Annotated in this window: 1 protein-coding gene; it reads right to left on the bottom strand. The window is 69.1% G+C overall.

Annotated elements, in window-relative coordinates; all coding sequences use genetic code 11:
* The coding region (locus IH61_RS42250; RefSeq protein ID WP_037974192.1) for an AMP-binding protein at nt 1-669 on the bottom strand (669 nt) is incomplete at both ends.

Raw genomic sequence — 669 nt, 5'->3', positions numbered from 1 at the left:
GGTGTTGCCGTTGAGGAGGGGGACCCAGATTTCGTAGGTGGAGGCGTCGAAGGCGGTGGGGGAGTGGAGGAGGACGCGGTGGTGGGCGGTGGGGTGGAAGCGGGGGTCGAGGGCGAGGGCGGTGATGTTGCGGTGGGTGGCGATGACGCCTTTGGGTCGGCCGGTGGAGCCGCTGGTGTACATGATGTAGGCGGCGTCGTCGGGGTGGACGGTGTGGTGGGGGTTGCCGGGGTCCTCGCCTTGTGGGGTGTGTTCGGGGTTGAACTCGGGTGTGGTGGTGTCGAGTTCGGTGGTGGTGTCGGTGATGAGGAGTTTGGTGCGGGTTTCGTCGAGGACGAGGCGGATGCGGTCGGCGGGGTAGCGGTTGTCGAGGGGGATGTAGGTCGCGCCGGTTTTGGCGAGGGCGAGGACGGTGGTGACGGTGTCGGGGGAGCGTTGCAGGAGGACGGCGACGGTGTCGCCGGGGCGGATGCCTCGGGTGGTGAGGTGGTGGGCGAGGTGGTTGGCGCGGGTGTTGAGCTCGGCGTAGCTGAGGGTGGTGTTCTCGCAGGCCAGGGCGGGGGCGTCGGGGGTGAGGGCCACCTGCCGCTCGAACAGTTCCGCCAACGAGGCGTCGGGCAGCGCTAGTTCGGTGCGGTTGACCTCGACGAGCGTCCGGTGCCGTTCCTG

It is taken from the genome of Streptomyces sp. NRRL WC-3742 (assembly GCF_000720635.1).
Lineage (GTDB): Bacteria > Actinomycetota > Actinomycetes > Streptomycetales > Streptomycetaceae > Kitasatospora.
This window is presented reverse-complemented; position numbering and strand designations above follow the sequence as displayed.